The organism is Kocuria flava, assembly GCF_001482365.1.
GTDB classification, from domain to species: Bacteria; Actinomycetota; Actinomycetes; order Actinomycetales; family Micrococcaceae; genus Kocuria; species Kocuria flava.
Genome location: NZ_CP013254.1, coordinates 3,386,799 through 3,412,583 on the forward strand (window position 1 = coordinate 3,386,799; position 25,785 = coordinate 3,412,583).

At 69.7% G+C, this 25,785-nt stretch carries 19 protein-coding genes; 12 read left to right on the forward strand and 7 right to left on the reverse strand.

Annotated elements, in window-relative coordinates; all coding sequences use genetic code 11:
* Positions 1–55: 55 nt before the first annotated feature.
* The 5 genes from AS188_RS15110 (at position 56) to AS188_RS15130 (ending at position 9,088) form a co-directional block, all read left to right on the forward strand.
* Complete coding sequence (locus tag AS188_RS15110) at positions 56–2,539, forward strand: phosphoketolase family protein (RefSeq protein ID WP_058859531.1); 2,484 nt, start codon at positions 56–58, stop codon at positions 2,537–2,539.
* Complete coding sequence (locus tag AS188_RS15115) at positions 2,539–5,820, forward strand: beta-phosphoglucomutase family hydrolase (protein WP_058859532.1); 3,282 nt, start codon at positions 2,539–2,541, stop codon at positions 5,818–5,820. The genes AS188_RS15110 and AS188_RS15115 overlap by 1 nt, the downstream gene beginning before the upstream one ends.
* Entirely contained in the window at positions 5,817–7,481 is a 1,665-nt protein-coding gene (locus AS188_RS15120) for an ABC1 kinase family protein (protein WP_058859533.1), read from the forward strand. Before AS188_RS15115 ends, AS188_RS15120 begins: the two co-directional genes overlap by 4 nt.
* 63 nt (positions 7,482–7,544) lie before the next feature.
* A complete protein-coding gene (locus AS188_RS15125; protein WP_058859534.1) occupies positions 7,545–8,642 on the forward strand; it encodes a type II glyceraldehyde-3-phosphate dehydrogenase in 1,098 nt (365 codons plus the stop codon).
* Complete coding sequence (locus AS188_RS15130; RefSeq protein ID WP_058859535.1) at positions 8,639–9,088, forward strand: universal stress protein; 450 nt, start codon at positions 8,639–8,641, stop codon at positions 9,086–9,088. The genes AS188_RS15125 and AS188_RS15130 overlap by 4 nt, the downstream gene beginning before the upstream one ends.
* A 654-nt stretch (positions 9,089–9,742) precedes the next feature.
* Here AS188_RS15130 and gnd read toward each other — a convergent pair.
* The 4 genes from gnd to AS188_RS15150 all read right to left on the reverse strand — a co-directional run bounded on the left by gnd (position 9,743) and on the right by AS188_RS15150 (position 14,684).
* A complete protein-coding gene (gene gnd / locus AS188_RS15135; RefSeq protein WP_236945008.1) occupies positions 9,743–10,693 on the reverse strand; it encodes a phosphogluconate dehydrogenase (NAD(+)-dependent, decarboxylating) in 951 nt (316 codons plus the stop codon).
* Positions 10,694–10,992: 299 nt separating this feature from the next.
* Positions 10,993–12,228, reverse strand: coding sequence for a heparan-alpha-glucosaminide N-acetyltransferase domain-containing protein (locus tag AS188_RS15140; RefSeq protein WP_058859536.1), 1,236 nt, complete (start codon positions 12,226–12,228; stop codon positions 10,993–10,995).
* Between the two features lie 81 nt (positions 12,229–12,309).
* The gene (locus AS188_RS15145) at positions 12,310–13,161 is read right to left on the reverse strand and encodes a F510_1955 family glycosylhydrolase (RefSeq protein WP_058859537.1); all 852 of its coding nucleotides are present in this window, start codon (positions 13,159–13,161) and stop codon (positions 12,310–12,312) included.
* The gene (locus AS188_RS15150) at positions 13,158–14,684 is read right to left on the reverse strand and encodes a multicopper oxidase family protein (protein ID WP_058859538.1); all 1,527 of its coding nucleotides are present in this window, start codon (positions 14,682–14,684) and stop codon (positions 13,158–13,160) included. The genes AS188_RS15145 and AS188_RS15150 overlap by 4 nt, the downstream gene beginning before the upstream one ends.
* Positions 14,685–14,843: 159 nt before the next feature.
* On the opposite strand from AS188_RS15150, the gene AS188_RS15155 reads away from it, so the two are divergent.
* The 7 genes from AS188_RS15155 (at position 14,844) to AS188_RS15185 (ending at position 22,641) form a co-directional block, all read left to right on the forward strand.
* Entirely contained in the window at positions 14,844–15,554 is a 711-nt protein-coding gene (locus AS188_RS15155; RefSeq protein WP_058859539.1) for a response regulator transcription factor, read from the forward strand.
* Positions 15,551–16,690 carry a HAMP domain-containing sensor histidine kinase gene (locus AS188_RS15160; protein ID WP_058859540.1) on the forward strand — a complete coding sequence of 380 codons (1,140 nt, stop codon included), beginning with the start codon at positions 15,551–15,553 and terminating at the stop codon, positions 16,688–16,690. Before AS188_RS15155 ends, AS188_RS15160 begins: the two co-directional genes overlap by 4 nt.
* 97 nt (positions 16,691–16,787) lie before the next feature.
* Complete coding sequence (locus AS188_RS15165) at positions 16,788–17,114, forward strand: heavy-metal-associated domain-containing protein (protein WP_058859541.1); 327 nt, start codon at positions 16,788–16,790, stop codon at positions 17,112–17,114.
* A gap of 51 nt (positions 17,115–17,165) precedes the next feature.
* Entirely contained in the window at positions 17,166–19,397 is a 2,232-nt protein-coding gene (locus tag AS188_RS15170; RefSeq protein WP_058859542.1) for a copper-translocating P-type ATPase, read from the forward strand.
* 44 nt (positions 19,398–19,441) lie between these two features.
* Positions 19,442–20,119 carry a DUF305 domain-containing protein gene (locus AS188_RS15175; protein ID WP_058859543.1) on the forward strand — a complete coding sequence of 226 codons (678 nt, stop codon included), beginning with the start codon at positions 19,442–19,444 and terminating at the stop codon, positions 20,117–20,119.
* A 346-nt stretch (positions 20,120–20,465) separates the two neighbouring features.
* Positions 20,466–21,437 carry an IS481 family transposase gene (locus AS188_RS15180; RefSeq protein WP_211268305.1) on the forward strand — a complete coding sequence of 324 codons (972 nt, stop codon included), beginning with the start codon at positions 20,466–20,468 and terminating at the stop codon, positions 21,435–21,437.
* A gap of 142 nt (positions 21,438–21,579) precedes the next feature.
* Positions 21,580–22,641 carry an IS110 family RNA-guided transposase gene (locus AS188_RS15185; RefSeq protein ID WP_058859544.1) on the forward strand — a complete coding sequence of 354 codons (1,062 nt, stop codon included), beginning with the start codon at positions 21,580–21,582 and terminating at the stop codon, positions 22,639–22,641.
* Positions 22,642–23,268: 627 nt separating this feature from the next.
* On the opposite strand, the gene AS188_RS17595 is transcribed toward AS188_RS15185, so the two are convergent.
* The 3 genes from AS188_RS17595 to AS188_RS15200 form a co-directional block, all read right to left on the reverse strand.
* Positions 23,269–23,823, reverse strand: a complete 555-nt coding sequence (locus AS188_RS17595) for a hypothetical protein (protein WP_236945009.1) — start codon at positions 23,821–23,823, stop codon at positions 23,269–23,271.
* 418 nt (positions 23,824–24,241) lie between these two features.
* Complete coding sequence (locus AS188_RS15195; RefSeq protein WP_058859545.1) at positions 24,242–24,937, reverse strand: DUF305 domain-containing protein; 696 nt, start codon at positions 24,935–24,937, stop codon at positions 24,242–24,244.
* A 409-nt stretch (positions 24,938–25,346) separates the two neighbouring features.
* The gene (locus AS188_RS15200; protein WP_058859546.1) at positions 25,347–25,757 is read right to left on the reverse strand and encodes a four-helix bundle copper-binding protein; all 411 of its coding nucleotides are present in this window, start codon (positions 25,755–25,757) and stop codon (positions 25,347–25,349) included.
* Positions 25,758–25,785 lie beyond the last annotated feature (28 nt).

The following is a 25,785-nucleotide window of genomic DNA, read 5'->3' on the forward strand; positions in this document are numbered from 1 at the left end:
CCGGCGCCTGGCGATGACCATGCACTGTTCGTGCGAGAGGAAGAGGAAGAACCTGATGACGACTCCTAAGACAACGCTCCCTCCCCCGGTGGCACGGGCACCGCTGAGCGAGGAGGAACTGGACCGGCTGGACGCGTGGTGGCGGGCGGCGAACTACCTGTCGGTGGGGCAGATCTACCTTCTGGACAACCCGCTGCTCAAGGAGCCGCTGGCCCTGGAGCACATCAAACCCCGGCTGCTGGGCCACTGGGGGACCACCCCGGGGCTGAATCTGATCTACGCGCACCTGAACCGGGTGATCAAGGCCCGGGCCCTGAACGCGATGTACGTGACCGGACCCGGCCACGGGGGCCCGGGGCTGGTGGCCTGCGCGTACCTGGACGGGACCTACAGCGAGGTCTACCCGGACATCGGCCGGGACGCCGACGGGCTGCGGCGCCTGTTCCGGCAGTTCTCCTTCCCCGGGGGGATCCCCAGCCACGTGGCCCCGGAGACCCCCGGGTCCATCCACGAGGGCGGGGAGCTGGGCTACTCGCTGATGCACGCCTACGGGGCGGCCTTCGACAACCCGGATCTGCTGGTGGCCTGCGTCATCGGCGACGGGGAAGCCGAGACCGGGCCGCTGGCGGCCAGCTGGCACTCCAACAAGTTCCTCGACCCCGTCCACGACGGAGCCGTCCTGCCGATCCTGCACCTGAACGGCTACAAGATCGCCAACCCGACCGTGCTGGCCCGCATCCCCGAGGAGGAGCTGATGAGCCTGCTGCGCGGATACGGGCACGAACCGTACCTGGTCAGTGGGAGCGATCCGGCCCAGGTGCACCAGCAGTTCGCGGCCGTGCTCGACGAGGTCCTCGAGAACATCAGTGACATCCAGGACCAGGCCCGGGGGGGCACCGCCACGGACCGCCCGCGGTGGCCGCTGATCGTGCTGCGCACCCCCAAGGGCTGGACCGGCCCGGCAGAGGTGGACGGGTTGCCCACCGAGAACACTTGGCGTTCCCACCAGGTGCCCCTGGCCGGCCTGCGGGAGAACCCGCAGCACCTGCGCCAGCTGGAGGAGTGGTTGCGTTCCTACCGGCCTGAGGAACTTTTCGACGCCGACGGGGCGCTGGTCCCGGAACTGGCCCAGCTGGCCCCGGCGGGGGCCCGCCGGATGAGCGCGAACCCGGTCACCAACGGCGGCACCGTGCTGGAGCCCCTGCGCCTGCCCGATGTCCGGGACTACGCCGTCGACGTCCTGTCCCCGGGTACGACGGTGCACGAAGCCACCCGGGTGCTGGGCACCTGGTTGCGGGACGTGATCCGGAACAACCCGCGCACCTTCCGCCTGATGGGACCCGACGAGACGGCCAGCAACCGGCTCAGCGCGGTCTTCGAGGCCACCGACCGGGTCTGGGAGGCGCAGATGCTGCCCACCGACGAGGGGCTGGGGCGCTCCGGGAGGGTCATGGAGGTGCTCTCCGAGCACCTGTGCCAGGGCTGGCTGGAGGGATATCTGCTCACCGGTCGGCACGGATTGTTCTCCTGCTACGAGGCGTTCATCCACATCGTGGACTCCATGGTGAATCAGCACGCCAAGTGGTTGAAGGTCGCCGGGGAGATCCCGTGGCGCCGGCCGATCGCCTCGCTGAACTACCTGCTGACCTCGCACGTGTGGCGCCAGGACCACAACGGCTTCTCCCACCAGGACCCCGGCTTCATCGACCACCTGGTCAACAAGAAAGCCGAGATCGTGCGCGTTTACCTGCCCCCGGACGCCAACACGCTGCTGTCGGTGGCCGACCACTGCCTGCGCAGCCGCGACTACATCAACCTCATCGTCGCCGGCAAGCAACCGGCCCTGTCCTATCTGTCCGTGGACGAGGCCGCATTGCACTGCCGACGTGGTGTGGGCATCTGGGAGTGGGCCGGCAACGAAGCGTCAACCTCTCCCGGCACCGCCCCATCCGCAGGCAACCAGCCGGGCAGCGCCCCGGTGCTGCCCGATGTGGTGATGGCCTGCGCCGGGGACATCCCGACCTTGGAGACTCTCGCAGCCGTGGACCTGCTGCGCCAGCACCTGCCGCAGCTGAGCGTGCGCGTGGTCAACGTGGTGGATCTGATGCGCCTGCAACCGGCCAGCCAGCACCCGCACGGGCTGCCCGAGGCGGAGTTCGACGCGATCTTCACCACCAGCCGCCCGGTGGTCTTCGCCTATCACGGCTACCCGTCGCTGATCCACCGGCTGACCTACCGCCGGAGCAACCACGGCAACTTCCACGTGCGCGGCTTCCAGGAGGAAGGAACGACGACCACCCCCTTCGACGTGGTCATGCTCAACGACCTGGACCGGTTCCACCTGGTCATCGACGTCATCGACCGCGTCCCGGGCCTGGCCGAAGCCGCCGCCCCGCTGCGGCAACGCATGGTCGAGGAACGGCTGCGGGCCCGCGCCTACACCCGGGCCCACGGAGAGGACGACCCCAGGATCAGCAACTGGCGCTGGCCCTACGCCCCGGCCAGCTCCAGCGCCTTGTCCGCGGAGAGGGACAACTGATGCATCTGGAGCACCTTCCCCCGGCCCCGGCGCGCACGGACGAGGGATACCGCGCGGTCATCTTCGACATGGACGGGGTCATCACGGACACCGCCGGGGTGCACGCCCGCGCCTGGAAGGCCCTCTTCGACGAGGTCCTTCCCGTCCTCTCCCCCACGGGGCAGGCGCCCTTCGACGTGGACGGGGACTACCGGGCCTTCGTCGACGGGCGGCCCCGCCAGGACGGGGTGCGCACGTTCTTGGCCGCCCGCGGGATCAGCGTGCCCGAGGGCGGGCCCGGTGACGGTGCGCAGCTGCGCACCGTCCACGGGTTGTCCGCCCGCAAACAGGAGCTCTTCGACGCGGAGCTGGCCCGTCACGGGGTGTCGGTGTTCCCGGATGCCCTGCTGGTCCTGCGCGCCCTGGTGTCCCGGGGCGTGGCCACGGCTCTGGTGACCTCCAGCACCAACAGTGCCGCGGTGCTGGAGGCGGCCGGGGTGGGACACCTGTTCACGGTGCGCGTCGATGGAACCGATGCGCAGCAGCTGGGGTTGCCGGGCAAACCGGATCCGGGCGTCTTCCTGGAGGCGGCCCGCCGTCTGGAGGTGGCACCGGCCGAGGCCGTGGTGATCGAGGACTCCACCGTCGGGGTCACGGCAGCCGTCGCCGGGGGGTTCGGCCAGGTGGTGGGGGTGGATCGCGCCGGGGTGGGGGCCGAGCTGGTGTCCGCCGGCGCCCACCCCGTGGTCAGAGACCTCAGGGAGGTGCCACTGGCCTCCCCTCCCGAGGAGGATCTCGAGGCGACACGGCCTGGTTCCTGGTGCGGCGGGGCGGTCACCGCCGCGACCGACGGGTGGCGACTGGTCTACGACCGGTTCGACCCCGCCGAGGAAGGCACCCGGGAGGCCCTGTGCACGCTGGGTAACGGATATTGGGCCACCCGCGGGGCGGTGCCGGGCAGCACCATTGATGGGGTCCACTACCCCGGCACCTACCTCGCCGGCGTCTACAACCGCCTCACCACCGATCTGGCAGGACGCAGCACCGAGGTGGAACACCTGGTCAACGCCCCCGACTGGACGTACCTGAGGGTGCGCCCGGCGGACGGTGCCCCCTTGCACCCCGGTGGCCCGGAGATGCTCCGTCACCAGCAGGTCCTGGATCTGCGCCACGGGGTGCTGACCCGCACCAACCGGTACCGTGACGCCGCTGGGCGCACGACCCGGGTCACCTCGCGGCAGCTGCACCTCCTGGCCGACCCGCAGGTGGCCGCTGTGGAGGTCACCGTGGAGGCCGAGGACTGGTCCGGGGAGTTGCTCGTCGAATCCGCCGTCAACGGCGCGGTGGCCAACCGCAACGTGATCGCCGATCGTGGGCTGGCCAGCGAGCACTGGGCTTCGGTCGAGTCCAGGGAGCTGGACGCGGAAACGGTGCTGCACGAGGCGGTCACCACCCAGTCCGGGATCCGGGTGGCCACGGCCGCCCGCACCCGGGTTGGTCCCCGGCACGTGCAGGCCGGCCGGCGGCTGGTGACCGACCACGGCCTCGGCCACGAGATCACCGTGGTGGTGCGCCCCGGGCACCCGGTGACGTTCGAGAAGACCGCGGTCGTGGCCACCTCCCGGGACCGCGCCATCTCCACCCCCGCCCTGGACGCCGCACAGCGCATCAGGGAGGTCCCCGCGTTCTCCTCCCTGTTGGTGGCGCAGGAGAGGGCCTGGGCGCAGCTGTGGGATCGCTTCGGCGTCGACCTGGACGCCGGGGCCACCCAGGAGCTGGCGCTGAACCTGCACATCTTTCACGTGCTGCAAACGGTCGCAGCAGCGGGCCCGGACCTGGATGCGGGTCTGCCCGCCCGTGGCCTGCACGGCGAGGGATACCGCGGCCACATCTTCTGGGATGAGCTCTTCGTCTACCCCATGCTCACCCTGCGCCGACCCGAACTGACCCGGGCCTTCCTGCTCTACCGCCACCGACGCCTCGGGGCGGCCCGGACCGCGGCCCGTCAAGCAGGGCTGGAGGGGGCGCTGTTCCCGTGGCAGTCCGGCAGCGACGGCCGAGAAGAGACCCCGGAGGCGTTGCTCAACCTCCGCAACGGGCAGTGGATGCCGGACAACTCCCATCGACAGCGCCACGTCGGGCTGGCCGTGGCCTACAGCGTGTGGCAGTACTACCAGGCCACCGCCGACATCGGCTTCCTCACCGACTACGGCGCGGAGCTGATCATCGAGGTGGCCCGGCTGTTCAGCAGCCTGGCCGTCCACGACCCCGTCGATGATCGGTTCGACATCACCGGGGTGATGGGCCCGGACGAATACCACGACGGCTACCCCGACGCCCCGGGCCAAGGGCTGCGCAACAACACCTACACCAACGTCCTGGCCGCCTGGGTCCTGGCTCGCGCCGGGGAGATCGTCGAGCTGCTGGCCGGCCACGACTGCGACCCGTTGTGGCGCCAGCTGCACCTGCAGCACCAGGAGATCGACCGCTGGGACCGGATCAGCCGCCGCGTGCGCATCCCCTGGCACGCGGACGGGATCATCAGCCAGTTCGAGGGCTACGAGGACCTGGAAGAGTTCGACTGGCAGACCTACCGTGCCCGCTACGGCAACATCGGCCGGCTGGACCTCATCCTCCAGGCCGAGGGCGACTCCACCAACCGCTACAAGCTCTCCAAGCAGGCCGACGTGCTGATGCTCTTCTACCTGTTCTCCGCCGAGGAGCTGCGCGGTCTCTTCGCGCGCCTGGGCTACGACCTGCCCCCAGAACTCATTCCCCGCACCATCCGCTACTACCTGGCCCGCACCAGCCACGGGTCGACCCTGAGCCGGCTGGCCCATGGCTGGGTGCTGGCCCGCACCGATCGGGCCCGGTCCTGGGCCCTGTTCGCACAAGCCCTGCAAGCTGACCTCGCCGACACGCAGGGCGGGACCACCCGCGAAGGCATTCACCTCGGGGCCATGGCCGGGACCGCCGACATGGTGATCCGCTGCTACGGGGGCGTGGAGACCCGGGCGGATGCCCTGTGGCTGCACCCGGTGCTGCCCGAGGGGCTGACCGCGGCCTCCTTCCAGCTCAGGTACCGGGGTCAGCCGATCAGCATCAGCCTCAGCCGGCACACCATGGCCATGCGCCTTCATCCCTGCTCGGCGGCACCCATCCGGGTGTGCGCCGAAGGCCTGGAGAGGACGCTGCGCCCCGGCCAGCTCTGGAAGGTTCCACTCACCCCAGCTCCGTCCCCGGCCCAGCCTGGCGGTTCCAGCGGGCGCACCACCTCTCCTAGTAAGGAGCTGAGGCCATGACCGACCATCGCGTCGAGCGGTACCGGCAGATCACCGAGATCTTGGCTCGTCACGGACTGGGCTTCCTGGTGGGGGCGGCGGGCCTGCAACGGTGGGTGCCTTTCGAGCGCGGTCTGCTGGGGCACGACCAGCGCGCGGAACCGTACACGAATCCCGAGCACCTGCGCCTGGCCCTGGAACAACTGGGGCCGGTGTTCGTCAAGCTCGGGCAGGTGCTGTCGACCCGCCCTGATCTGCTGCCCGAACCGTACCGGCAGCAACTGTCCCTGCTACAAGACTCGACCCCGCCGGTGCCCGGGCGGATCATCACGGAGGTGATCGCGGGCGAGCTCGGCGCCGCCCCGTCGGAGGTGTTCGCCGCCTTCGATGAGGATCCTCTGGCCACTGCCTCACTGGGACAAGCGCATGCTGCCCGGCTGGCCGACGGCACCGAGGTCGTGGTCAAGGTGCGCCGGCCCGGGGTCACCGCCCAGGTCCGAGAAGACCTGGAGATCCTGCAGAACGTGGCCGCACGCGCCAGCCGCCAGTGGGCGGCCGCCGCCGACTACGACCTGACGGGCATCGCCGAGGAGTTCGCCGCCACGTTGCGCGCGGAACTGGACTACCTCACCGAGGGGCGCAACACCGAACGCTTCGCGGCGAACTTCGCCGACAACGACGACATCCACGTCCCGCGGGTCTTCTGGGAGACCACCACCTCCCGGGTACTGACCCTGGAACGGATGCACGGGCTGAAGATCAACGACCTGACGGGACTGGATGCCGCCGGGATCGACCGTGCGGCCCTGGCGGCGCGCGCAACCGGTGCGGTGGCCCAGATGGTGTTCCGGGACGGCTTCTTCCACGCCGACCCGCACCCGGGCAACCTCTTCGTGGAACCCGACGGGCGCATCGGCCTGATCGATTTCGGCATGGTCGGGACCATCGACGAGCAGCTGCGTGACCGCCTCGGGGCCCTGCTGCTGGCCCTGGTACGCCAAAATCCCCGGCGGATCGCCGCCGCCCTGGCCGAGCTGGCCACCTCCCGCCACCGCGTTGACCTCCCCGCCCTGGCCAGGGATCTGGGCCCCGTGGTGGCCCTCTACGCTGGCCGGGCGTTGGGCGAGGTCCAGGTCGGGGAGCTCATCAAGGTAGTTCTCGCGGTCCTGCGCCGCCATCACCTGCAGTTGCCGCGGGAGTTCTCCTTGTTGCTGAAGATGCTGTTGATGGCCGAGGGCATGGGAACGATGCTGGACCCCCGGTTCCAGCTGGGTGTAGTCCTCCGGCCGTACGCCCACGGGTTGCTGCTGGAGCGCTACTCCCCCTCCGCAGTGGCCGGACGCCTCTCCCAGACAGGGACCGGGTTCCTGGATCTGGCCGCCGAGCTCCCCGACCAGGTGCGCCGCGTCCACGCCATGCTCGAGGCCGGGGGCCCCGAACTGCACCTGCGCACCGCGGAACTGGACCCCCTCGTCGACCGCATCGAATCGGCCGCCCAACGCCTGGGCCTGACGATCCTGGCGGCCGCGTTCGTGCGCGGCCTCGGGGATGTGGCCGCCACGGACCCGGCGCGGCGCCGAGCCTGGCAGCTACCGCTGCTGAGCACGGGCCTGGGCGCGACCGGCTCCCTGGGCGCCTACCTGGCCTGGTCGGCGCACCGGACACGACGGCGCCGCCCCTGACCCCGGACCAGTACCTCTCCACACCACCGACCACCAGCAATCCCTTCCCTGAAAGGAACGATCATGGACCAGACCATACGAGTGGGCGTCAACGGCTACGGGGTCATCGGCAAACGCGTGGCCGATGCGGTCACCGCCCAACAGGACATGGAACTGGTCGGGGTCAGTGACGTGATCTCCGACTACCGGCTCACCACCGCCGTCTGCCGCGGCATCCCCGTCTACGCCTCCACCACCGAAGGGGCCGCGGCGATGCGCTCAGCAGGCATCACCCTGGCGGGGGAACTGCACCAGCTCCTCGACGCCGTGGACGTGATCGTGGACTGCACCCCGGCCAAGATCGGGGCGAGCAACCTCGAGCACTACCGGGCCCACGGGGTCAAGGCCATCTTCCAGGGCGGGGAGAAGCACGCCCTCACCGGCCACTCCTTCGTCGCCCACGCCAACTACGCCACGGCCCTGGGCCGGGACACCACCCGGGTGGTCTCCTGCAACACCACCGCCACCGTCCGGACCCTCACGGCGCTGAAGGACGCGGGGCTGCTGGCCAAGGCGCGCGGGGTGCTCATCCGCCGGGCCACCGACCCCTGGGAGTCCGATCACTCCGGGATCATGAACACCGTCGTGCCCGAAGCGGCCATCCCCAGCCATCAGGGACCGGACGCCCAGACCGTCGTCCCGGATCTCGACGTCGTCACCATGGCCGCGAAAGGCTCGCACACCCAGAACCACCTGCACTACTGGACCGTCGAACTCACCCGGCCCGCCGCCCAGGAGGAAATCCTCGACGCCTTGGAGGCCATGCCCCGGATCGCCCTGGTTCGCCGGGCCGATGGGATCGTGGCGCTCAACAGCACCATCGAGCTGATGCGGGATCTGGGCCGGCCCCGCGGGGACATGTACGAGGTCGCCGTGTGGGCCGATATCCTCACCGTCCACGGCACCGAACTGTTCTACACCTACACCGTCGACAACCAGGCGGTGGTCATCCCGGAGAACATCGACGCGATCCGCGCCCTGACCGGCACCGTGCGTGACGGGGCCGAATCCATCCGCCGCACCGACGCCGCCCTGGGAGTGCGCGCCGAGTTCCTGACGCCCGCCCAGCGCCCTGTCGGAGCCCAGACCACGGCCCACGCTTTTGAAGGGCCACGGTCGTGACCGCCGCAGAGGCCTTCCGCATCGTGGTCGGGGTGGACGGCTCCCCCGAATCGCGGAGGGCTCTGGAGTGGGCCGCCACCGAGGCCCGGTTGCGACACGGGACGGTGCACGTGGTGACCGCCTGGCAGCACCCGGCCGTGGTGGTCGGATACAACGACGACCTGGACCGGGATCCGGACACGTACCGGTCCAGGGCCCAGCGCCTCCAGGACGACGCGCTCCGGGCCGTGCGCGTCGAGGACGTGGACATCACCGGCGAGGTGGTCCAGGGGCACCCGGCCGCCGTGCTGCTGGAGGCCTCCCACGAGGCCGATCTGCTGGTCGTGGGCGCCCACGGCTACGGAGGCTTCACCGGCCTGCTGCTGGGCTCCATCTCCAACCAGGTCGTCCACCACGCCCATTGCCCCGTCCTGGTCGTCAAACCCAGGCACCAGGCCCGCCTGTAGAGCCCGGCGCCGCCCCATGGCCGTCTCCGATGGTCGCCCCCGGGTGCTCAGAGGCGGTGAGGGATCCTGGCTGGCGTTCGGCGTCCACGGTGTGGCCGGTCACGGTCCCGGGTGAATCTCCCCGGGACCGTGACCAGCGCCCTCGACGCCACACGATCACCGTTCCCAGCGCGGCTCACCCGATGGACTGCGGCGGCGACGACGCCTTGGGTGTCCTCCGCGCTGTGGGCGCCGACCGCGATCCCACTCGCCACACCGGCTGACATCGCGGTGACGATCGCCCCAAGAGCTACAACATGCCGGGGTGGGCGGCCACCGGATCACGGCACCGTCGGGGCGGTGATGACCGGGCGGTGGTCGGGGTGGACAGCATGGGCAGTTGCCCACTGATCCTCTCCGTCCCTGGGGAGCCCGTCCTCGACGCTTTTCCTTGGGTACCGGCGGATGCCCTCGATCGAGCTGCATAACGTGGTGCAGCCCGTGCAACTGAGCTAGGGTCTGTCCGGTGACGTGGGCCAGGAAGCAGGCGGTGACCACATCGTGCTGGCCCATCACCTTGCGCCGACACAGCCCCCCGGCCCGTGATGCTGTCGCTCCGAGCGGCCATCCAGGGAAGCCGGTGGTGGGGCCGATCGGCCCGGTCGGTGCCTGAAGCTACTGCTCAGCCGGGTGGGCCGGTTCCTCGCCGGGGCGGGACGCGACGTGCTCGGGTCCGGCGGCCACGTCCTTGACCGCGTGGCCGCCGAACTGGTTGCGCATCGCCGCGATCATCCGCATCGCCGGGGACTCGTCCTGCCGGGAGACAAAACGGGCGAACAGGGCGTTGGCGATGTTCGGCACCGGCACCGCCAGATCGAGGGCGGCCTCGACCGTCCACCGGCCCTCCCCGGAGTCCTCGGCGTAGCCGGCGAGCCGCTCCAGGTGCTCGTCCTCGTTCAGGGCGTTCACCGCCAGGTCCAGCAGCCACGACTTGATCACCGAGCCCTCGCGCCAGGAATTGAAAGTCTCCCGCACCGAGCTCACGTGGCCGGCGGCCTCCAGCAGCTCCCAGCCCTCGGCGTAGGCTTCCATGATCGCGTACTCGATGCCGTTGTGCACCATCTTGGCGAAGTGCCCGGCCCCGTGCCCGCCGGCGTGCACGAAGCCGAACTCACCCGCCGGCTTGAGGGAGTCGAAGATCGGCCGGACCTTGACCACGGTTCCTTCCTCACCTCCGACCATCAGCGCGTAGCCCTGGGTGATGCCCCAGACGCCCCCGGAGACCCCACAGTCGAGGTACTCGATGCCCGCCCGCGCCAGCATCTGCGCCCGCGGGCCGTCATGGGTCCACTTCGAGTTACCGCCGTCGATGATCACGTCGCCGGTCCCCAGCAGTCCGGCCAGCTCGGCGACCACGGCGTCGACGACCCGGTCCGGCACCATGACCCACACGACCCGGGGACCGGTGTCGAGCCGCTCCACCATGTCCGCGAGGCTCTCGGCATCGGAGAGCTCAGGATCAGTGTCGAACCCGATCACGGTGTGACCGGCCAGGCGCAGACGTGCGCGCATGTTCCCGCCCATCTTGCCCAGCCCTACCAGTCCCATCTGCATGGTGCGCTCCATCGTCGGTCCTGCGCCGTTCCGGGGCAACGGCTGGTTGTTCGTCCTGGAGAGGAGACTACCCGGCAGAAGCAGTCGCATCCGGTGGGGGGGCCAGCAGGAGATCACGGACGTGATGGTCAACCGCACGGTGCCGGAGCACAGTAACAACTTGCTGGGGTGGGCCCGCCGCAGGGGCGTCCCGGCGTGCCTGTCTCCGATCCCCGGGAACAGGGGGCCGCCGCAGGTGCCCATCTCACTACCGGGCCTGCACGGAGACCCCGGTGGCCAGGACCGGCGTCCCGCCCTGGGCTAGCTCCGGCTCAGCGACGACCGGGATCCGCCGAGGCGCCGACCACCGCTCGTCCAGCCGCGCGAGAGGCCATGGCCACCACACGTTCCAGAGGTCCCTGCCCGGCGGCGCGCTGCCAGGCCATCGCGAAGACGGCGGCCGCCACCAGATAGGCGAGGAACCACAGTTCGGGCTGGTCGTAGTGCAGCTCGAAGGAGAGCAGCACCAGCTGGGTGGAATAGAGGGTCAGGGTCATCGCCCCCATCGCCGACAGGGGCAGCAGCCACGGACCGACCTTGCGGGCCAGCAGCAGGAACGCCCCGAGCACGGCCAGGCTCACCCCCAGACTCCAGGCGATGGCCAGGGGCATGTTGGTGTGCGGGGTGGTGATGGCCAGCCACCACCAGGAGCCCGCGGGCAGCGCGTCGTCGGGGCCCCAGATCAGGATCCCGTCCAGGGTCTCCTCGTCCAAGGACGCGGCGTGGGTGAGCTGGTGGTAGCCGCCGAAGATGTAGAGCACCAACCAAGAGGCCAGCTGGGCTGTGACCGCCAGGCCCGCCCCGATCGCCAGCAGACGGGTTTGGATCTCGATGTGGTGCAGGTGCAGGCGTCCGATGCCCAGTCCCACCAGCAGGTAGGTCAGGTAGGGCAGGGCCGGGTAGGTGCCGGTGAGCAGCAATTGGGCGAGGGTGGCGCCGGGGTCGGTGAGCACGTCGATGACGGTGGGATTGCCGGAGGAGAATTCCGGGACCTGGTCGCCCAGCTCCAGCATCAGGACCGGGGCCGCCACCGCGAAACCCGCAGCGCTGAGGAACAGCGTCCGGGCGGGCAGGTGCAGGAAGGGGATGGTCAGCACGAAGAAGACGCCGTAGTAGGTGAGGATGTTGAACGCCGGTGGGTCCTCGGGCATCAGGGAGTTGATCGCCACCCCGAGGGCGAAGATCAGCAGGGCCCGCACCGCCACGCCCACCCGCGCTCCCGTCATCCGTCGGCCTGTTCGGGGGTGTCGGCCACCGGTGGAGAAGGCCAGGCCCACCCCTGCCAGCAGGGCGAACAGGGCGGCGGAGTCTCCGGAGAACAGGGTCCAGCTCAGCGTCGCCTCGTGGGTCTGTTCGTTCTCGGCGGGCAGGAAATGGATGGCGGTCAGCCCGATCAGCGCCAGCCCGCGCGCCGCGTCGATGCCGGGCAGCCGTTTCCGCGGGACACGTCCGGCTTCCACCGGCACCGCGGCATGGGCGGCTTTCTGATGTCCAGGATCGTCGCTCATGGTGTCCCCCCTAATCCTCTGGTCCATGGCATGTTCTCCACCGTGGGTTCTCATCGGTCGTGTCGTTTCGAACAGTCGTGTTCACAGCAGTTGCTCCGTCGTGGCTCCACCGTCCAGGCTCCGCAGCACCCGGGTGCCCTCCACCAGCAGCGCCTCGACCTCCCCGCCGTCGGTCAGACCTGCTCCCAGGGCTACGACCTCGCCGACCGGGTCCCGACTGGCTGTCCAGGTGTCCCCGGCGTCACGGCTGGTCAGCAGGCGCCCGTCGATGCCGGCGCCCACCATCGTTTCGTCGTCGGCCCAGGCCACCCGGGATATCAGCTGCGGGGTGTCCACCGTCGTCCACGTCGTGCCGTTGTCGGAGGAGCGCAGCAGGCCGTCCTCGGTGGTGGCCAGCACTGTGCCCGTACCCGGGGCGACCGCCAGAGAAGCGGGGGCGGAGGGGATGGCGGCGGTGTCCCAGTTGCGGCCGTCGGCGCTGATGCGCAGCTGCCCGTCGAAGCCGATGACCCCGTTCGGGCCGGCGGCCAGGGCGTGGAAGTCCGATTCCCCGGCCCGCGAGAGCACTCTCCAGCTCTCACCGGCGTCGGTGGACTCGATCAGTCCGACCGGTTCGGGCAGGTCCACGCCCAGACCCGGGTGGCCGGAGGCGAGGTAGCGCCCCTCGCCGGTGGTGGTGAAGCCCATCAGGTCCACCACCGGGCCGACCTGGGTCAGGTCCTGGTCGTCCAGGCGGAACAGGCCTTCGTGGGTGGCCAGCAGGATCGTCCCGGCCGCATCGCGGGTGATGGCGTGGACGTGGGTGATGGCGGTGCCCGTGCTGGAGGCCGGGGCGGTGGAGTTCCCGGACTGTGGGGAGCAGGCGGTGACGGCCAGTCCGGTGCCGGCGACCAGGCCGAAGGTGAGCAGGGAACGGCGGGAGAGGGTGGTCATGGGCGGTATCTCAGTTCGGTCGTCATGCCGGCTTCGGCGTGGTAGATGTTGTGGCAGTGGATCAGCCAGTTCCCGGGGTTGTCCGCCTGCACGTCGATGGCCATCGACTGCATCGGGGCGATCAGGACGGTGTCCTTGCGCAGGCCGTTGGGCAGCGCGAAGGTGTGCCCGTGCAGGTGCAAGGGGTGGGCCATCATCGTGTGGTTGGCCACGGTCAGCCGCACCCGCTGTCCCTCCTGGATCTGCACAGGATCGTGCTGCCCGTAGGGTGCCCCGTTGAATCCCCACTCGTAAGGGTTCATCTGCCCGGTCATGGCCAGGTCCAGGGACACGTCGGGGTCCCGGGCCTCCAGCCGGGCGCTGTCCGCTGGTGTCAGGTCGGCGCCGATGAGCACGGATCTGTCCAGTTCCGCCGGTCGTACTGACGACGGCGGTGGATTGCCGGCCCCGGTGCGCACCAGGGCCATGGCCTGCCCGTCCTTGCCCAGCGGGGCGGCCACGAAGGGGAAGACCCCTTCGGCCAGGGTGACGGTCGCGTCGTAGCGTTCTCCCATGCCCAGGTAGAGGGCATCGGTGTCCTGCGGCTGCACCGGGAACCCGTCGGTGTGCGTGACGGTCATGCGGTGCCCGCCCAGGGCGACCGTGAAGATGGTGTCCGCGGCGGCGTTGATGATCCGCAACCGCACTTTCTGGCCCGGCTTCGCCGTGAGCACCTCCGGGTCCGCGGGAACTCGCCCGTTGACCAGGTAGTGCGGGTAGGCCACGTCTCCGGCGTCATCGCCGTACGGGGAGTCCCCGGCGCTCATCGCCCCGTGGTCCATCCCAGCCATGCCCTCCGAGGAGCCGGAGGACATGTCCATGCCCTCCATACCACCCATGCTGCCGTGGTCCATCCCGGGCATCCCGCCGTTGTCCCGGGAGGAGGTCAGGGCGGCCAGGACCTCATCGGGGGTACGGCCGGTGCCGTCGACCCAGTCGTCGAGGACGAGGATCCACTCGTGGTCGTAGGCGCCGGGTTCCCGGGGGTCGTCGATGATCAGCGGGGCGTACAGACCGCGGTCCAGCTGCACCCCGACGTGCGGGTGGTAGAAGTAGGTCCCCGGGTCCGGGGCGGTGAAGTCGTAGGTGTAGGTCGCCTCGGCGGCGATCGGATCCTGGGTCACCCCGGGCACCCCATCGGCGCCATTGGCCAGGGCGATGCCGTGCCAGTGCACGGTGGTGTCCGCCGGCAGGCGGTTCTCGACCCGGATGCGCAGCCGGTCCCCGGCGGTTGCGCGGATGAGCGGACCGGGGAGACTGTCGCCGTAGGCCCACGTCGCCACCGTCGATCCGCCCAGATCGAGCGTGACCGGCCGGGCGGTGAGCGCCGTGTCCACGATGCGCTGACCGGCTCCGGCGGAGGCCGTCCCGGCCCCCACCCCTGCTGGGAGGGACGGGGCAGGTGAGGAGCAAGCCGCCAGGGCGCCGGAGCCGAGCAGGCCGAATCCGGCGACGAGCAGGCTTCTACGGGAAAGGGTGTCCATGATTCCTTTTCGGGTCACCAGAAAATGCGGGGGTTGAGAACCATTCTGGGCGGGCCACCGGCAGGCGGGAGCCCAGATTCCTTGAAGGTTTGGCGAAGATTGCGGATCATCCGGCCCTCGAGTGGCTTCTACGTCGGGACGGCGGGACACACTGGGATCATGGTGATCTCCGCAGACAGGGATGCGTCCTCGGCCGGGCGGGTGCTGGTGGTCGACGACGAAAAGCCTCTGGCGCAGATGGTCGCCACCTACCTGTCCCGCGCCGGCTACGCCGTCGCCCAGGCGCACACCGGCCCCGCCGCCCTCGAGACCGCCCGCACGGAGCACCCGGACGTCGTGGTCCTGGATCTGGGGCTGCCGGGGCTGGACGGGGTCGAGGTGTGCCGGCGGCTGCGGGCCTTCTCGGAGTGCTACGTGCTGATGCTCACCGCCCGCGGGGACGAGGAGGACAAGCTGGCCGGGCTGGCCGCCGGGGCCGATGACTACCTCACCAAGCCCTTCAGCGTGCGCGAGCTCGTCGCCCGGGTGGCCGCGGTGCTGCGCCGGCCCCGCACCACCGTGGCCCCGGCCGAACCGGCGCGGGTGTTCGGGGACCTCGTCATCGACCTGACCGCCCACGAGGTGCGGGTGGGCGGGGATCCGGTGGCGCTCACCCGCACCGAGTTCGACCTGCTGGCGGCCCTGTCGGCCCGCCCACACCAGGCGTTCTCCCGTCGTCAGCTCATCGACATCGTGTGGGACCCGGCCTGGGTGGGCGACGAGCGGATCGTGGACGTGCACATCGGCCACCTGCGCCGCAAGCTGGGCGAGGAACCGACCGCCCATATCGACACGGTGCGCGGGGTCGGCTACCGGATGGGGGCCCGATGACCCGACGCCCCCGGGGGCTGGTCTCCCGGTTCCTGCTCGCCCAGCTGCTGGTGGTGGCCGCCAGCCTGCTCGCCGCGGTCGTGGTGGCCTCGGTGGCCGGCCCGGCGATCTTCCACGAGCACCTGATCATGGCCGGGCACCCCGAGAACTCCCCGGAATTGCTGCACGTGGAGCAGGCCTACCGCGACACCAACCTCATCACCCTGGGCGTGGCCCTGGGCACCGCCCTGGTCTGCGCCCTGCTGGTCAGCGCCTGGTGCTCCCGTCGTATCCGGGGGCCGTTGGAACGATTGACCGAGGCGGCCCAGGGCATGGCCCACGGCCGCTACGACACCCGGGTCCCGGCGATGGGCGCCGGGGCGGAGGTCGAGGCCCTTGCCTCCTCGTTCAACACCATGGCCGCCCGTCTGCAGAGCACCGAGGACACCCGCCGGCGAATGCTCTCGGACCTGGCCCATGAGATGCGCACCCCCATCGCGGTGCTCACCGTCTACTGCGAGGCCCTCCAGGACGGGGTCACCCACTGGGATGAGACCACCAGTGAGCTCATGAGCGAGCAACTGGCCCGACTGACCCGGCTGGTGGACGACATCAACGACGTCTCCCGCGCCGAGGAGGGCCGGATCGACCTGGACCGCACCGAGCAGCCCGTCGGTGAGCTCCTCCGGAGTGCCGTGGAGGCCCACCGGGAGGGCTACGCCGCCAAGGGCGTAGCCCTGGAGCTCGACGTCGACGAGTCGGCCGGGACCGTGGACGTGGACCGGCAACGGATGGGCCAGGTACTGGGCAACCTGCTCACCAACGCCCTGCGCCACACCCCGCTGGGCGGAAAGGTGATCCTGATGGCGGCCCGGCAGGGTCCCGGGCGGATCGCCATCCACGTGGCCGACACCGGTGATGGCATCAGCGCCGAGCACCTGTCCCACGTCTTCGAACGCTTCTACCGCGGGGACACCGCCCGCGACCGCGACCACGGCGGCTCCGGGATCGGCCTGACCATCTCCCGCGCCCTGGTCGAGGCCCACGGCGGGTCCCTCACCGCCACCTCCCCCGGACCCGGTCAGGGTGCGGTGTTCACCATGGAGCTGCCCACCTGTCACCGCGTGGGTTACCCGGCAGCAGAGGTCACCGGATGACCCACTTGCTTTATACCCCCATGGGGTATATACCCTAGAGCGGTAGGGATCCTTTGGGTCCCTGCGGTATCGCATGACCCGATCGAAGGAGCTCCAGATGACCCCCGAGACCCGTCAGCCGTTGCCGATGGCTTCCACCGGCTGCGCCTGCTGCACCCCCGCCCCGGCCTCCGACCAGACGGCTCCCGCCGCCGAAGCGGCCCCCTCGGCCGGCACGTCCGCCACGTATCAGGTGGAGGGCATGACCTGCGGCCACTGCGCGACCAGCGTCACCGAGGAGATCACCGCCCTGGAGGGTGTGACCGATGTGCGCATCGACCTGGTGGCCGGTGGCCTCTCCACTGTGACTGTGAGCGGTATGGCAACCCCGGAGGCCGTGCGGGCCGCGGTCGAGGCGGCCGGTTACGCCGTCGTCGCGGCCTGAGTAACCCCACCGCCGTACCGACCAGCCAACCATCTTCGCGGAAGGAGCATCATGAGCACCCCGCATCATGACCACGGCCACCCGCACGCCGACCCCGACGCCGTGCAACCCATGGACCACAGCGGCCACGCCGGTCACGGGCAGCACGGCGATGCCGATACCCACGGGCAGGCCATGCCGCACGGGCACGCCCACTCCGCCCTCGACGAGGACCACACCGTCCACACCCACGGCGAACATGCCGGGCACTCCACGGCGATGTTCAAGAACAAGTTCTGGTTCTCCTTGGTGCTGGCGGTCCCGGTGGTGGTGTTCAGCCCCATGGTCGGGCACCTGCTGGGCTACCACATCCCCGAGTTCCCCGGGTCGGCTTGGATCGCTCCGGTGCTGGGCACGGTCATCTACTTCTACGGCGGGATGCCGTTCCTCAAGGGCGGGCTCACCGAGCTCAAGAGCCGGCAGCCGGGGATGATGCTGCTGATCAGCATGGCCATCACGGTCGCGTTCGTGGCCTCCTGGGTGACCACCCTGGGGATCGGCGGGTTCGAGCTGGACTTCTGGTGGGAGCTGGCGCTGCTGGTGGTGATCATGCTGCTGGGGCACTGGATGGAGATGCGGGCGCTGGGGGCGGCCTCCTCCGCCCTGGACGCCCTGGCGGAACTGCTGCCCGACGAGGCCGAGAAGATCGTGAACGGCAAGACCGTCACCGTGCCGATCGCCGAGCTGGCGATCGGGGATGTGGTCCTGGTCCGATCCGGGGCTCGGGTTCCGGCCGACGGGCAGATCGTCGACGGCGCCGCGGAGTTCGACGAGTCCATGATCACCGGCGAGTCCCAGCCCGTCTCCCGGGGGCCCGGGGAGACGGTGGTGGCGGGGACCGTGGCCACCGACAACGCGGTCCGGGTCCGCGTCGACGCGGTGGGCGAGAACACGGCCCTGGCCGGGATCCAGCGGATGGTCGCCGACGCCCAGGCCTCCTCCTCCCGCGCCCAGGCCCTGGCCGACCGGGCCGCCGCGTGGCTGTTCTGGTTCGCCCTGGCCGCCGGCGTGCTCACCGCCATCACCTGGACCCTGCTGGGCAGCCCCGACGACGCCGTGGTCCGTACCGTCACGGTGCTGGTGATCGCCTGCCCCCACGCCCTGGGCCTGGCCATCCCGCTGGTGATCGCGATCTCCACCGAGCGCGCCGCGAAGGCCGGGGTGCTGATCAAGGACCGGATGGCCCTGGAGCGGATGCGCACCATCGACGTGGTGCTCTTCGACAAGACCGGCACGCTGACCGAGGGCGCGCACGCCGTTACCGGTGCTACGCCGGTGCCCGGCACCTCCAAGGCCGAGCTGCTCGCCGTGGCGGCGGCCGCCGAGGCCGACAGCGAGCACCCCGTGGCCCGGGCGATCGTGACCGCCGCCGCCCGCAGCGCCGAAGCACAACGGCTGGGCCTGCGCGGCACCGGCTTCACCGCGGCCGCCGGCCGCGGTGTGAAGGCCACCGTCGACGGGGCCGAGATCGTCGTGGGCGGGCCGAACATGCTGCGCGAGTTGGCTCTCGACACGCCCGCTCCGCTACGCGCCACCGTGGCCGAGTGGACCAACCGCGGCGCCGGTGTGCTCCACGTCGTCCGGGACGGGCGGATCATCGGCGCCCTGGCTTTGGAGGACAAGGTGCGCCCCGAGTCCCGCGCCGCCGTGGCGGCGCTGCAGGAGCGCGGGGTGAAGGTCGCCCTCATCACCGGCGACGCCCGCCAGGTCGCCGAGGCGGTCGGGGCGGATCTGGGCATCGACGAGGTCTTCGCCGAGGTGCTCCCGCAGGACAAGGACACCAAGGTCACCGAGCTGCAGTCCCGCGGGATGACGGTGGCGATGGTCGGTGACGGGGTCAACGACGCCCCGGCCCTGGCCCGGGCCGAGGTCGGGATCGCCATCGGCGCCGGCACCGACGTGGCCATGGAGTCGGCCGGGGTGGTGCTGGCCGGCAACGACCCGCGCGCGGTGCTGTCCATGATCGAGCTGTCCCGGGCCAGCTACCGGAAGATGATCCAGAACCTTGCCTGGGCCACCGGCTACAACATCATCGCCGTGCCCCTGGCCGCCGGTGTGCTCGCCCCGGTCGGGATCGTGCTGTCCCCGGCGGTCGGGGCGGTGCTGATGTCGGTCTCCACCATCGTGGTGGCGCTCAACGCCCAGCTGCTGCGCCGGCTCGACCTGGACCCCGCCCACCTGGCCGCCACCAGCACCGAGGACCGCCGGCCCGCCGAGCAACCCGCGACCGTCCCCACCTCCTGAGCCACTCTTTCCCCAACCCCTCAACAAGAAGAGAAGGACACACTGTGAAGCGTTCCACCACCCTCATCACCCTCGCCCTGGCCTCGGCCCTGGCCCTGGCCGGCTGCGGCACCAACGGCGAGGAGAACACCGGGGCGGCCTCCGAGGCCGCTACGTCTGCGGCGGCAGGTGCCGGAAGCACCGAGACCACCGGCACGACCGCCCCCTCTGGCTCCTCCTCCGCCCAGGAAATCTCGGAGGAGCACAACGACGCCGACGTGATGTTCGCCCAGATGATGATCCCCCACCACCAGCAGGCCGTTCAGATGAGTGAGATGCTGCTGGCCAAGGACGGCATCCCGGCTGACGTGCGTGAGTTCGCCCAAGGGGTCATCGACGCCCAGGGCCCGGAGATCGAGCGCATGAACGCCATGCTCACCGCCTGGGGCCAGGAACCCACGAGCGAGTCCGGCGGCATGGAAGGCATGGACCACGGCTCCGGTTCGGGAATGAGCGGGATGATGACCGAGGAGGACATGCAACAGCTGGAGGACGCCCAGGGCACCGAGGCCGCCCGGCTGTACCTGGAACAGATGACCGCCCACCACCGCGGCGCCGTGGACATGGCCAAGGAGGAGGTCGCCAACGGGACCAACCCGCAGGCCGTGGCCCTGGCACAAAAGGTCATCGAGGATCAGGAAGCCGAGATCCAGGAAATGGAGACCATGCTCCAGGAGCTCTAAGCGCAGCTCTTGGGCGCCCTCCGGGGGCCCCGCCTCGCCGGCGGGGCCCCGGCATCACACCATCACCGAGTAAATGACGCCTTGATGCACGGCGATGGCATGTGGGGGCGTGGGCTGGATGCGGATCTTGTGACCCCTGCTGGTCCCGAGCGCGGCTCTGCTGGTACTCGTGCTGGTCACGGCATTCGCCGGCAACACCAGCGGCAACGAAGGGACCCGAAAGCTGGCCCGCGCCCTCAGGTGCGGGGCAGGATCGGGACGGGCCCGTCCGCTCCGTGAGGAAGGCTAGGTCTAAAACTGACAGAGGTTGTTGACACTCGGGTCTTCCGATTCTAGGAAGATTGCCATGACTCGAGACGACCTTGCACGTCAACGTCAGGCCAACCACCGGCTGGCCATCATCCGGCACGTAGAGGAGGTCAGCGGCAACGTCGCGGCCACCTGCCGGTACTACGGCATCAGCCGGCCCACCTACTACACCTGGCTGCACCGCTACGAAGAGGAGGGGTTGAAGGGGCTGGAGGACCGCTCCAGTGCCCCGCACCACATGCCCACCGCCACCCCGGCTGAAGTGGTGGAGAAGGTCCTCTGGCTGCGCCAGCAGTACCATTTCGGCCCCGAGAAGATCTCCATGTATCTGCAGCGGTATCACGACGTCACGATCAGCGTCTCCGGGGTCTGGCGGATCCTGCATAAGGCCGGCATCAGCCGGCTGCCGGCCTCCCAGCGCCACAAACGCACAGAGACCCGGTGGAAGCGCTACGAGAAGCAGCGCCCCGGCCACCAACTACAGGTGGACGTGAAGTTCCTCGAGCCTCTGGGACAGGCTGGGAAGGCGAAGAAGTACTACCAGTACACCGCCATCGATGACTGCAGCCGGCTGCGGGTCCTGCGTGCATATCCGCGCAATGACCAGAAAACCGCCATCCAGTTCATTGACTACGTCCTGGCCAAGCTGCCCTTCGCCGTGGAACGGATCCAGACCGACAATGGACAGGAGTTCGGCTCGGCCCTGCACTGGCACATCCTCGACAAGGGCATCGGCCACATCTACATCAAGCCCCGTACCCCGCGGCTCAACGGCAAGGTGGAACGCTCCCATCGCATCGACTCGGAAGAGTTCTACCGTTTGCTCGAGGGGCAGGTCATCGACGACGCCCAGCTGTTCACCGAGAAGCTCCAGGAGTGGGAGGACTACTACAACTATCGACTTATGTTCAGGGCAGCAGCAGGTTCCCGGGGTAGCTTCCCGGGGCTTACTGTCAGGGGGCCGGAGGCGGTTGGCTCGACAACTATCTGTCGCCCCTCGCAGGACTGACTCGTCGATGGTCTGGTCACCGTCCTGGCTCCCGCTGCGGCCTGACTCAACAGAGGGATGACCACACCAGCCCACAGGAGGTCTGGAAGTCGGCTTGTCGACCGCGGTGACCCCACCCGCGCACGACGAGAAAGATCCTCAGATGATCATCATCGGAGTCGACCCGCACAAGACCACGCACACCGCCACGGTCCTCGAGGGGGCCACCAGCACCGAGCTGGGCACCCTGCGCATCACCGCGTCCCTGGAGGACTATCAGCGCCTGCTGGCCTGGGCCGACGCCTGGGCGCCACGGCAATGGGCGATCGAGAATGCCGAGGGGTTGGGCCACCATCTGGCCCAGTGGTTGCTGGCCCACGGCGAGGAAGTCCTCGACGTCCCTCCCACCGCAACCGCCCGGTTCCGCAGCCTTTCGCGCGGCGGGCGACGGAAGAACGACCGTATCGACGCGGCGGCAGCTGCCGGCTCGGCAGCCGTCCACGGTGACAGTCGTCGCGTGTTCCCAGAAGGCCATGCTGACGCCTTGGCCCTGCTCGCCGAACGTCGTCAGAGTCTCAGTCAGCACAGGACCCGCCTGTTGAACCAGTTGCACGCCCTGCTGCGCGAGCTGGTCCCCGGCGGTGCGCCCCGATCCTTGACCGCCACCAGGGCTGCGCAACTGTTGCGCCGGGTGCGCCCGATCAGCACGGCCGACCGCATCCGCCGCCAGCTGGCCCGCGACCTGATCGCCGAGGTCCGACACCACGACCGGCTCGTGGCGACGAACACGGAGCAGATCCAGGAGCTGCTCAGCGAGCAGCCCACGACGCTGACCGAGATTGTCGGCATCGGCCCTGTCCTGGCCGCGCGCATCCTGGCCGGTACCGGGGATCCGCGGCGATTCCCTACCGCGGCGGCCTTCGCCAACTACAGCGGCACCGCACCGATCCAGATCGCCAGTGCCGACCACAGCCGCCACCGGCTCTCCCGCTATGGCAACCGGGACCTGAACTCCGCCATCCACTCCGTGGCCATCATCCAGATCCGCACCCGCTCCAGCGCCGGACACGCCTACTACGCCAAGAAACGTGCTGAAGGGAAAGCGCCGCGAGAAGCCATCCGCTGCCTGAAACGTCAGCTGGCCAGCACCGTCTGGCGGACCATGATCAAAGATTGCTCTGCGCGTTCGACCCAGGTTCCCGAGACGGTCGCCCTGGCCGCTTGACAATACAGAGGGACCACCGCCCCCATGGAGCCCTGGGTGGTCAGACACCCTACGAACGACTACGCCAGAAAACCCAAGACCCACTGTCATAAGCCTCCGTCAGTTGCACAGCTAGGCCCGGGGGAGGCCAGCGCTGAGGGGTTCCGCGAACAGCTGCGCTCCCTCGTGGAAGGCCTACCCCGGCCTCACGGGTCCCACGGCGATTACTGGCCCAGGGCCCACACCAGGCGCACCTTGCCCAACCGAGTACGGTCGAGGTTCGCCACCACATTTACCTGCACCGGAGTGTCCACCATACCGGCTTCCGCCAGGACCGCAGCGACCCTCTCCCTCATCGACTCGGTGGTATGTCCCGGTGCCAGGCCCACCGACTGCACCTGCAACCGGCCAGGGTGCTGGACGACTTGCCACCCGCCCCCGACACTTCGTCGAGGACCCGGTGGAAGACGTTGGGGTGGACCTGGGTGCGCCCCGATGTCGTGGGCAGTTCCAGGACGTCCTCTTGGCGACCTTCCACAGCGGCGAGCTGGCGGAAGGACCGGCCGCAGGGGCACCTCCTTTCCGCAAGAGCGACTCGGTCCGAGAGTTCGTAGCGGATCAGCGGCAACGGTCGGGCGAACAGCACCGTCACCAGCAACCGGGTCCCCACGGTGCCCGGCGGCACAGGACTCCCATGCTCGTCGACGGGTTCGACGATGACCAGGTCCTCGTAGACGTGGCGGGTGCGGTACCGGCACGGGGAGGCGATCCCTGCTGTCTCGGTGGCCGCATAGACGTCGAAGGGGCGTTCCCCCACGCGGCGTCGATGTCGGCGGCCGCGGTGGCGGAGAGCACTTCCGCGGCGTCCATCACCGCCTGTGGGGCGATCATCAGGCGCCCGGCTTGCTGTTCAGCAGCCAGGGGTCCCAGCACGGAGGGATAGCCCACCAGCAGGCGCGGTTGAAAGGCGTTGAGCGCGGTCACGATCTCGGACAGGGGGCTGGCGGCGTCCAGGCGCAGGGTTGGCACCAGCGGGGACTGCATCGAGGCCCCCACCACCGCCGACTGGTGAGTGGGCACCCGGGAACTGGCCACGGCCATGCGCAATGGCCTGGTCAGCCCCGCCGGGATCTCCGCCCAGGTGGTGGCCCTGGCGTAGGAGGCCAGCACCGTGGCCCACTCGGTGCGGTCCCACACGAACACTCCGGGGGTGCCGGTGGTCCCGGCCGTGGCCGTAGCCCACCACCGTCCCCGCCAGGGCACCCCCCGGGTTGCCGTCACCGCCGGCCAGGGGGGTCAGGTGCGCTTCGAGGTCGGTGCGCTGCAATCCGGGGACGGTGACCGCCTCATCGAAGTGCTCCATCAGATCGCTCTTGGTGACTGGGGGCAAGGCCTCCAACGGAGCGTGTAGGAGACCGGCGTGATGACGACGATAGAACGCAGATCGGGCATAGGTTTCAGCTCGCACCCGGGCCAGGGCGTGCGACCGGTGGGACACGATCCGTGCCGCGTCCCACCGGTCCCTCTGCCGCCAGATGGCTCGCAGGAACAGCACATGAGCGAGCAACCGGGCATTCACCGCCATGACTTCTCAGCCCTGTGCGCCCCCGGCGTCCGAGGGTCAGACGTTTCCATCCTGGCCGGCGAGCCAGGTACGGAAGTCGGCGACCTGAGCCTGCTGGGTGGTGATCCCGGCGGTGGAGGCCACCCGCAATTCTGCGTGCGGTGCCCGGGCCTGGGGCTCGAGGAACTCGATGATCCCGCTGGAGTGGTGCGGGATCATCTTCTGCACGAAGGCGACGTCGAAGCCCTCACCGGCTTCCACCGCCAGCAATTCCTCGTGCATCATCTGCATCTCCTCCTCCATGGTCGCCATCTCCTGGCGGGCCTCCTCCGGGGCCTGGGCCTTGGCTTCGTCCGGGGTCAGTCCGTACCACTGATCCAGCCACCGGGTGAACTGCTCGATCTGGTGCTGCTGGTCGGCGATGATGTTCTCCGCATGCGTGCGGATGTCGGGGCTGGTGCCGCGCTCCAGCTCCAGTTGGGCCATCTCGATGGCGCCCTGGTGGTGGCCGATGATCTCGGCCAGGAAGGTGATCTCCAGCTCCTCGCCTTCGAGGCCGGCCAGGGTCTCGCCGAACTCATAGGCCGTCGGGGAGGTGGGCTCGGGCTGGAGAGTCTCGGTCTGGGTATGGGCAGAGACCGGGGTGGCCTCCCAGTGGGCAGAGGCCGGGGCGGTCGCCCCGCCCAGCAAGGCGGTGGCGGCGACGATAGTGGCGGCAGCCGTGCGGCGGCCACGGAATGGGGTGCAATACATGACGATGTCTCGCTTCCACGACGAGGGAGCTCGACCCTGAGGTGCCGGCTCGGTGATCACCCCGCCGCCTGGGTGGGAACGATCCGCGCGGGCGGGGCTGTGCTAATGAGATACGGGGGGAAGAGTGAACCCCGCCTCCAGAGGTGCCCGGTCAGCGGATCAAATTCCTCTTTCACCGACGAAGGCCCACCAAGGGCGTCCGTAGGTCAGCATCGGCCTTCAGAAGAGGCTCGGTCCCGTTGAAGAACATTTCCACGGGCTCAGTCAGCCCAGCATCACCCGGGCGGCGGGTGCGTCATGGCGGCGGCCTGTAGCCCACAGGGGCAGACTCGCCCGCGGCCCCGATCCCACCGGCCACGGGCCTTCTCACTACCCCCGCCGCCCGAGTGATGGGTCAGCGCGGTCGGGCTCAGCCCAGGGCAGCGACCAGCTCAGCACAGGCGGCCTCGCAGCGCCGGCAGGCCTCGGCGCAGATCCGGCAGTGCTCGTGCATGTCCGCGTGGCGTTCGCACTCATCGGCGCAGGCCTTGCAGGCCATCTGGCAAGCCCGGATCGCATCCAGGGTGATGTTGGCGTCGTAGCCGGTGTGCCGGGAGAGCACCCGCCCGGTGGCCTCGCACAAATCCGCGCAGTCCAGGTTGGTGCGGATGCACTTGGTCAGCTCCGCGACCATGTCCTCGGACAGGCACGCATCGGCACAGGCGGTACAGGTCTGGGCGCACTCGAAGCAGGCTTCGATACAAGCCGCCAATTTGCCCTGGTCCACCCCACCCAGATCCTTCGGGTAGGCCTCCAGCATCGCGCTCACGTGGTGGGTCATGGCGTGCTCCTTCGTCGGTCCGATGGGA

What these genes read in the sequence shown, in the direction of transcription:
- AS188_RS15120 (WP_058859533.1), top strand. Translation starts at nt 5,817, where the DNA reads ATGACCGACCATCGCGTCGAGCGGTACCGGCAGATCACCGAGATCTTG.
- AS188_RS15195 (WP_058859545.1), bottom strand. Translation starts at nt 24,937, where the DNA reads ATGTATTGCACCCCATTCCGTGGCCGCCGCACGGCTGCCGCCACTATC.
- AS188_RS15180 (WP_211268305.1), top strand. Translation starts at nt 20,466, where the DNA reads ATGACTCGAGACGACCTTGCACGTCAACGTCAGGCCAACCACCGGCTG.
- AS188_RS15115 (WP_058859532.1), top strand. Translation starts at nt 2,539, where the DNA reads ATGCATCTGGAGCACCTTCCCCCGGCCCCGGCGCGCACGGACGAGGGA.
- AS188_RS15170 (WP_058859542.1), top strand. Translation starts at nt 17,166, where the DNA reads ATGAGCACCCCGCATCATGACCACGGCCACCCGCACGCCGACCCCGAC.
- AS188_RS15200 (WP_058859546.1), bottom strand. Translation starts at nt 25,757, where the DNA reads ATGACCCACCACGTGAGCGCGATGCTGGAGGCCTACCCGAAGGATCTG.
- AS188_RS15160 (WP_058859540.1), top strand. Translation starts at nt 15,551, where the DNA reads ATGACCCGACGCCCCCGGGGGCTGGTCTCCCGGTTCCTGCTCGCCCAG.
- AS188_RS15155 (WP_058859539.1), top strand. Translation starts at nt 14,844, where the DNA reads ATGGTGATCTCCGCAGACAGGGATGCGTCCTCGGCCGGGCGGGTGCTG.
- AS188_RS15145 (WP_058859537.1), bottom strand. Translation starts at nt 13,161, where the DNA reads ATGACCACCCTCTCCCGCCGTTCCCTGCTCACCTTCGGCCTGGTCGCC.
- AS188_RS15165 (WP_058859541.1), top strand. Translation starts at nt 16,788, where the DNA reads ATGACCCCCGAGACCCGTCAGCCGTTGCCGATGGCTTCCACCGGCTGC.
- AS188_RS15140 (WP_058859536.1), bottom strand. Translation starts at nt 12,228, where the DNA reads ATGAGCGACGATCCTGGACATCAGAAAGCCGCCCATGCCGCGGTGCCG.
- gnd (WP_236945008.1), bottom strand. Translation starts at nt 10,693, where the DNA reads ATGGAGCGCACCATGCAGATGGGACTGGTAGGGCTGGGCAAGATGGGC.
- AS188_RS15125 (WP_058859534.1), top strand. Translation starts at nt 7,545, where the DNA reads ATGGACCAGACCATACGAGTGGGCGTCAACGGCTACGGGGTCATCGGC.
- AS188_RS15150 (WP_058859538.1), bottom strand. Translation starts at nt 14,684, where the DNA reads ATGGACACCCTTTCCCGTAGAAGCCTGCTCGTCGCCGGATTCGGCCTG.
- AS188_RS15185 (WP_058859544.1), top strand. Translation starts at nt 21,580, where the DNA reads ATGATCATCATCGGAGTCGACCCGCACAAGACCACGCACACCGCCACG.
- AS188_RS15110 (WP_058859531.1), top strand. Translation starts at nt 56, where the DNA reads ATGACGACTCCTAAGACAACGCTCCCTCCCCCGGTGGCACGGGCACCG.